The organism is Mesorhizobium sp. M4A.F.Ca.ET.090.04.2.1 (assembly GCF_003999085.1).
In the GTDB taxonomy this organism is placed as follows: Bacteria; Pseudomonadota; Alphaproteobacteria; order Rhizobiales; family Rhizobiaceae; genus Mesorhizobium.
Map to the genome: position 1 here is coordinate 1 of NZ_RZOT01000348.1, position 6,456 is coordinate 6,456.

Consider the following 6,456-nt stretch of genomic DNA (forward strand, 5'->3'; position numbering starts at 1 on the left):
GCATCAGGGCTTTGCGCGTTCGAACACCAGAGCCCTGTCGTTACCGCCGAGGTCGCGAAACTTATCGGCCAACCGATAGCCGGCTGCCGTGAAGATGTCCGCCACTTCGATTCGCTGCGTGTGGCCGATCTCGACCACGACCAAGCCTTCGGTTTCCAGAAAGCCCGCCGCCTCAGCGGCTATGATCCTGTAGGGGTCCAGACCGTCCGCGCCGCCGTCAAGCGCCAGATGCGGATCGAAACCGCGGACCTCGTCCTGCAGATTTCCTATGTCTTGCCGAGGTATATAGGGAGGGTTTGCGGCAATTACATGGTAGCTGCCGGAAACTTTTGCAAACCAGTTGGATTCAAGCGTTTCGAACCGGTCGGCGAGCCCCAGGTCACGGGCATTGCGCATGGCTGTGGCCAGCGCACCCGCGGCTATGTCGACACCGGTCGCGACAGCGCCGGGAACGGCGCTAAGCAGCGCCAGCGCGATGGCGCCACTACCGGTGCCGAGATCGAGGATACGGCATTCGCCTTGCCGCTCCGCCGTTGCCTTGGCGAAGGGCAGGATCGCCTCGACCAACGTCTCGGTGTCGGGGCGCGGCTCCAGCGTCTCCGGCGAGAGCCATAGCCTCAGTCCGTAGAACTCGCGAAACCCGAGGATTCGGTGCACCGGCTCGCCTGCGACGCGCCGTCGCAGGGCCGCATCGATGGCCACAATCGCCTCCGCCGGCACGGTTCGCGCCGGCTCGGCGATGGCCTGGGTGCGGGTCGTTCCGGAAAAATGCTCGACGAGCAGCCTGGCATCCAGCGTCGGATCGGCCACGCCGGCGGCGGCCAGACGTTGCCGCGCCTCCCGCAGCAGCGGCCCGAGCGTGCCGGGCAAAATGTCAGCCATCGAGGCCAATGTCGGCGAGCAGTTTCGACTGGTGGTCGGAGATCAGCGCGTCGACGACCTCGTCGAGCTCGCCCATCATCACCCGGTCGAGCTTGTAGAGAGTGAGGTTGATGCGGTGGTCGGTGAGGCGGCCTTGCGGGAAGTTGTAGGTGCGGATGCGCTCCGAGCGGTCGCCCGAGCCAACCTGCGACTTGCGCGATTCCGAGCGCTCCTCGTCCGCCCTGCTGCGTTCGAGGTCATAGAGCCGCGCCCGCAGGATCTGCATGGCGCGCGCCCGGTTCTGGTGCTGTGACTTTTCCGCCTGCACCACCATGATGCCGGTCGGCAAATGGGTGATGCGCACCGCCGAATCCGTGGTGTTGACGTGCTGGCCGCCGGAACCCGATGCGCGCATCGTGTCGATGCGGATGTCTTCGGCCCGGATCTCGATGTCGACCTCCTCCGCTTCCGGCAGCACGGCGACGGTCGCCGCCGAGGTGTGGATGCGCCCGCCAGCCTCGGTCGCCGGCACGCGCTGCACCCGGTGCACGCCGGACTCGAATTTCAGATGCGCGAACACGCCTTTGCCCGACACCGAGGCGATGATTTCCTTGTAGCCGCCGACCTCGCCGTCGCTTGCGGAGACCACTTCGAAGCGCCAGCCGCGCGAGGCGGCGTAGCGCTCATACATGCGAAACAGGTCGCCGGCGAACAACGCCGCCTCGTCGCCGCCGGTGCCGGCGCGGATTTCCAGAATGGCGTTCTTGTCGTCGGCGGCATCCTTGGGCAGGAGCAGGATCTGGATGTCTTTCCGCAACGTCTCGATGCGGTCCTCGACTTGCGGAAGGTCGGCCTCGGCGAGCGCCCGCATCTCGGCATCGGTGCCCTTGTCGGCGAGCATCGCCTCGAGGTCGGCCTGTTCCTGCTCGGCTGCGCGCAGCGCCCGGATCTTGGCTACCATCTCCTGGATGTCGGCGTATTCCGAGGCCATCCGGACATAGGCGTCCGCAGTCGGCCCGGCCGACATCTGCGCTTCGAGCATCTCGAAACGCTTCACGACTTGATCCATGCGGTCGCGCGGCAGGTTGATCATGGGCTTGGAACTTCGATCGAATTCACATCAGGGCGAGTCGAAAATGGCGAATTTGGAGAACCGGAGCGGAATGTACATTTAGGTACATGAGCACCGGAAGCGCAGAAAATCGACATTTGCAGACCGCCCTCACGTGAATCTAGAGCGGAATCGAGCGGTCGTCGGCAAAGGCTTGCAGCAGGGCGCGCATCGGCAGCCCCTGCGCCGGCGCCATCAGATTGTCGGCGAAGAAGGCTTGCAATTCGTCCAGCGGCAATTCGGTCAGCATCGCCTTGACCGGGCCGATCGAAGCCGGCGACATCGAGATCGAGCGATAGCCGAGGCCGATCAGCGCCATTGCGGATATGGGTTTTCCGGCCAGTTCGCCGCACAGCGTCACCGGCGTGTGGTTGCGCACGCCGGCGTCGGCGATCGTCTTCAGAACCCGCAGGAACGGCGCCGACAGCGTGTCGAAGCGGTCCGACAATTGCGTGTTGCCGCGATCGACCGCCATGACGAACTGGAACAGGTCGTTGGAGCCGACCGAGACGAAGTCCACCGCCTTCATCAGTTCGTCTAGCTGAAACAGCAGCGACGGCACTTCCAGCATGGCGCCGAGCTTCAAGCTGGTCGGCAGATGGTGTGCAAAGCGCGACAGGTGCCTGACCTCTCGGTCGATGATCTCGCGCGCCTGCGCGATCTCGCCGAGCTCCGTCACCATCGGCAGCATCAGCTTGAGCTCTCGGCCGCCGCAGGCCTTGAGCAAGGCACGGATCTGCGTCCTGAGCAGACCCGGGCGGTCGAGGGTGAGCCGGATCGCCCGCCAGCCGAGCGCCGGGTTCTCCTCCTGCAACGCCCCCTTGAAGTAAGGCAGCACCTTGTCGCCGCCGATGTCGATGGTGCGAAAGGTCACCGGCTTGCCGCGCGCGGCATCGAGCACGTCGCGATAGAGCCGCTCCTGCGCCTCGGCGCGCGGAAAGGTCGAGGCGACCATGAACTGCAGCTCGGTGCGGAACAAGCCGATTCCGGCCGCGCCCGACTCGGCAAGCTGCGGCAGGTCGACAGCAAGCCCGGCATTCATCAGCAGATCGACAGCAACACCGTCCTTGGTCACCGACGGCTTCTTGCGCAGCTCGCGATAGACCTCCTGCCGCCGCGCGCGGAAGCGCACCTTCTCGGCATAGGCGGCTTCGAGGTCGGGCTGCGGCCTGAGGTGGATCGTGCCCTCCTCGCCGTCGACGATGATGGCGTCGCCGTTTTCCGCCATGGAAACGGCGCCCTTCATCTGTCCGGCGACGGGAATGCCCATGGCTCGCGCCACGATGACGACGTGGCTGGTCGCGGCCCCGTCCTCCAGCACGACGCCGCGCAGCTTGTCCCTGGGGTAGTCGAGCAGTTCGGCCGCGCCCATCGAGCGGGCGACGAGGATGGCATCCTTCGGCAGCGACGCCGCGACATCCTCCGGCCCGCGCCCCATCAGTTGGCGCAGCAGGCGGTTGGCAAGGTCATCGAAATCACTCATCCGCTCGCGCAGATAGGGGTCGGTCATGTGCAGCATGCGGGCGCGCATGTCGCTCTGCACCTTCTCCACCGCCGCTTCCGCCGTCAGGCCGTTGCGGATCGCCTCCTCCAGCCGGCGCACCCAGCCGCTGTCGTTGGCGAACATGCGATAGGCTTCGAGCACCTCGCGGTGTTCGCCCTCGAAGGCGACCTCGCGGCGCTCCAGCATGTCATCGATGGAGAGCCTGAGCGAGCCGAGCGAGGTCTGCAGCCGGCGGACTTCCTCCTCGCTGTCCTCGTTGAACAAATTAGTGACGACGATGCGCGGTTCGTGCAGCACGACATGGCCGAGCCCGACGCCTTCGTTGAAGGAAAGGCCGGTGAAGCTGACGGGGCGGCGCAGGTCGAGCTCCAGGCCCGGGCGGGTCAGCCTGGCGAGATCGCCGGTGGCGATCATCTCGGCGATGACCATTGCCGTCGTTTCCAGAGCCTCGACTTCATCGTCGCGGTAGTGGCGCATGGTCTTGTTCTGCACCACGAGCACGCCAAGCGTCCGCCCTGCCCTGAGCACTGGCACGCCGAGGAAGGAGTTGTAGATCTCTTCGCCGGTCTCCGGCAGGTAGGCGAAGGCCGGATGCTCCTGCGCGTTGGAGAGGTTGAGCGGCCGTGCGCTGGCGGCGATGGTGCCGACGAGACCCTGGCCGAGCCGCAACTGCGCCAGGTGGACGGCGTTCGGATTGAGACCTTCGGTGGCGTAGAGCTCGAGAACCGAATCAGCGCGCAGCACATAGAGCGAGCACACCTCGGCGACCATGTTGGAGGCGATGTCGCGCACGATGCGGTCGAGCCGCTCCTGCGGCTCCAGCGGCTCCTGCATGAGCTCGCGGAGCCGCTTCAGCAGAACGCGCGGGCCACTGGCCGTATCACGCATCGCGGCTTCTTCTCCAATAGAGTCCTTGCCGGCGCAGTTTCCGCCGCGCCCGGCACTCACGCAACAACTGATTCAGTCTTGCTATTGCTTATCCAGACCGTAGACGGAATGCAAAGTGCGAACCGCCAATTCGGTATACGGACCGTCGATCAGTATCGAAATCTTGATCTCGGAAGTGGTGATGGCGCGGATATTGATCGCCTTGTCGGCCAGCGCCTTGAAGGCGGTGGCGGCGACACCCGCGTGGCTGCGCATGCCGATGCCGATGACCGACACCTTCGACATGCCGGCTTCCGACTGCACCACGTCATAGCCGACATCGGCTTTTAGACGCTCCAGCACCGCAAGCGCCTTGTCGACGTCGCCCGACGGCACCGTGAAGGTCATGTCGGTGAACTTGCCGTCCTCGGAGATGTTCTGGACGATCATGTCGACATTGATGTTGGCTTCGGCCAGCGGCCCGAAGATGCCGGCGGCAACGCCGGGGCGATCGCCGACGCGGCGCAGCGAAATCTGCGCCTCGTCCTTGGCGTAGGCAATTCCGGTGACGACCTGCTGTTCCACGATCTCTTCCTCGTCGCAAATAAGCGTTCCGGGCGGATTGAGCAAATCCCCCATTCCGGGCGCGTCGGGATCGTCGAAGGACGACCGCACGAAGGTACGCACCCTGTGCACCATGGCAAGCTCGACCGAGCGCACCTGCAGCACCTTGGCGCCGAGCGAGGCCATTTCGAGCATTTCCTCGAAGGAAATCTTGGCCAGCCGCCGCGCCTTCGGCTCGATGCGCGGATCGGTGGTGTAGACGCCGTCGACATCGGTGTAGATGTCGCAGCGGTCGGCCTTGACCGCCGCCGCGATGGCCACGGCACTCGTGTCGGAGCCGCCGCGGCCCAGCGTCGCGATGCGGTTGTCCGGCCCGATGCCCTGGAAGCCGGCGATGACGGCGACCTGGCCCTCGCCGAAGCGCTTGATCAGGAAGGCGCCGTCGATGTCGAGGATGCGCGCCGCGCCATGCGCGTTGTCGGTCTTGATCGGGATCTGCCAGCCCTGCCATGAGCGGGCGTGCACGCCCATGTTCTGCAGCGTGATCGCCAGCAGGCCGGCCGTGACCTGCTCGCCGGAGGCGACCACGGCGTCATATTCGCGCGCGTCGTGCATCGGCGAGGCCTCGCGCGTCCAGCCGACCAGTTCATTGGTCTTGCCGGCCATCGCCGAGACCACGACGGCGACCTCATGGCCGGCGTCGACCTCGCGTTTGACATGGCGCGCCACGTTGCGGATGCGGGCGATGTCGGCGACGGACGTTCCGCCGAATTTCATCACGATGCGCGCCATGGAAACGAAATGCCTTTGACTGGATGCTGGGCCGTGGAGCCGAAAAAACACGCCGGCCAAGGCCGGGTGCTGAATGCGCGGCCTCCTTAGCCAAATGATCAGGATTTCGCAAGCATGGCGCGCAACAACGATTCGCATTGAAAATATCGGGGTTGCTGACAGATTTGAGCACCAGGTCATGCGATAGATGAACCTGGAAGCCCGACAACGAGGAGGATAGATGGCCGAGACCCTGGAAATCGTCACCTTCCGGTTGAAGCCCGGAACCGAAGCGGGCTTTGTCGCCGGCAACGGCCTGCTCAGCGACTGGCTGACGCGGCAGCCCGGTTTCCTCAGCCGCTGCCTGGCCAGGCAGGACAACGGCGGCTGGGTCGATCTGGTGCGCTGGCAAAGCCGCGAGCAGGCGCTTGCCGCCGCCGGCCGGATCATGGCGGAGATCGGCGATTGCGACGCCATGCGTGCCATCGATCCCGCCAGCGTCGACATGAAGCACCTGGCGGTCGCGCTCGCCAGTTGACCCGCCGTCGCGCCTGCCGACCGACGGCCAAGCTGCCGCGACTGAAGGATGTGGCCGGCGTCACCAGATGCGCCGCCGCGCATCGGTATGGCAGCTGTCGAGAAAAGCCGCCTTGACATTCGCGGCCCGGCAACCGACTTCCTAGCGTTCGAGGAGACCCGCCCCATGTCAGAACCCCGACGGTCGACGATCGATGCCGGAGAAGTGGAACGCTTCTCCGCGCTTGCCGCTGAATGGTGG

General features: G+C 65.4%; 5 protein-coding genes and 1 pseudogene. 2 read left to right on the plus strand and 4 right to left on the minus strand.

Annotation, left to right across the window (positions count from 1 at the left end; all coding sequences use genetic code 11):
* Positions 1–3 precede the first annotated feature (3 nt).
* From prmC to EN781_RS22255, 4 genes are all read right to left on the minus strand, one after another.
* Positions 4–882, minus strand: a complete 879-nt coding sequence (gene prmC, locus EN781_RS22240) for a peptide chain release factor N(5)-glutamine methyltransferase (protein ID WP_126058150.1) — start codon at positions 880–882, stop codon at positions 4–6.
* Entirely contained in the window at positions 875–1,954 is a 1,080-nt protein-coding gene (gene prfA, locus EN781_RS22245; RefSeq protein ID WP_126058149.1) for a peptide chain release factor 1, read from the minus strand. Before prfA ends, prmC begins: the two co-directional genes overlap by 8 nt.
* Positions 1,955–2,093: 139 nt before the next feature.
* Entirely contained in the window at positions 2,094–4,364 is a 2,271-nt protein-coding gene (ptsP, locus tag EN781_RS22250) for a phosphoenolpyruvate--protein phosphotransferase (protein WP_126058148.1), read from the minus strand.
* Positions 4,365–4,445: 81 nt separating this feature from the next.
* A complete protein-coding gene (locus tag EN781_RS22255) occupies positions 4,446–5,699 on the minus strand; it encodes an aspartate kinase (RefSeq protein ID WP_126058147.1) in 1,254 nt (417 codons plus the stop codon).
* A 220-nt stretch (positions 5,700–5,919) separates the two neighbouring features.
* Here EN781_RS22255 and EN781_RS22260 point away from each other — a divergent pair, with 220 nt between their 5' ends.
* On the plus strand, positions 5,920–6,216 hold the full coding sequence (locus EN781_RS22260; RefSeq protein ID WP_126058146.1) for a hypothetical protein: 297 nt from the start codon (positions 5,920–5,922) through the stop codon (positions 6,214–6,216).
* A gap of 165 nt (positions 6,217–6,381) precedes the next feature.
* Positions 6,382–6,456, plus strand: a pseudogene (locus EN781_RS36020) (bifunctional 3-demethylubiquinol 3-O-methyltransferase/2-polyprenyl-6-hydroxyphenol methylase); the annotation flags it as partial.

Excerpts from the sequence above, each read along its gene's own strand:
- prmC (WP_126058150.1), bottom strand. The coding sequence starts at position 882 with ATGGCTGACATTTTGCCCGGCACGCTCGGGCCGCTGCTGCGGGAGGCG.
- prfA (WP_126058149.1), bottom strand. The coding sequence starts at position 1,954 with ATGATCAACCTGCCGCGCGACCGCATGGATCAAGTCGTGAAGCGTTTC.
- ptsP (WP_126058148.1), bottom strand. The coding sequence starts at position 4,364 with ATGCGTGATACGGCCAGTGGCCCGCGCGTTCTGCTGAAGCGGCTCCGC.
- EN781_RS22255 (WP_126058147.1), bottom strand. The coding sequence starts at position 5,699 with ATGGCGCGCATCGTGATGAAATTCGGCGGAACGTCCGTCGCCGACATC.
- EN781_RS22260 (WP_126058146.1), top strand. The coding sequence starts at position 5,920 with ATGGCCGAGACCCTGGAAATCGTCACCTTCCGGTTGAAGCCCGGAACC.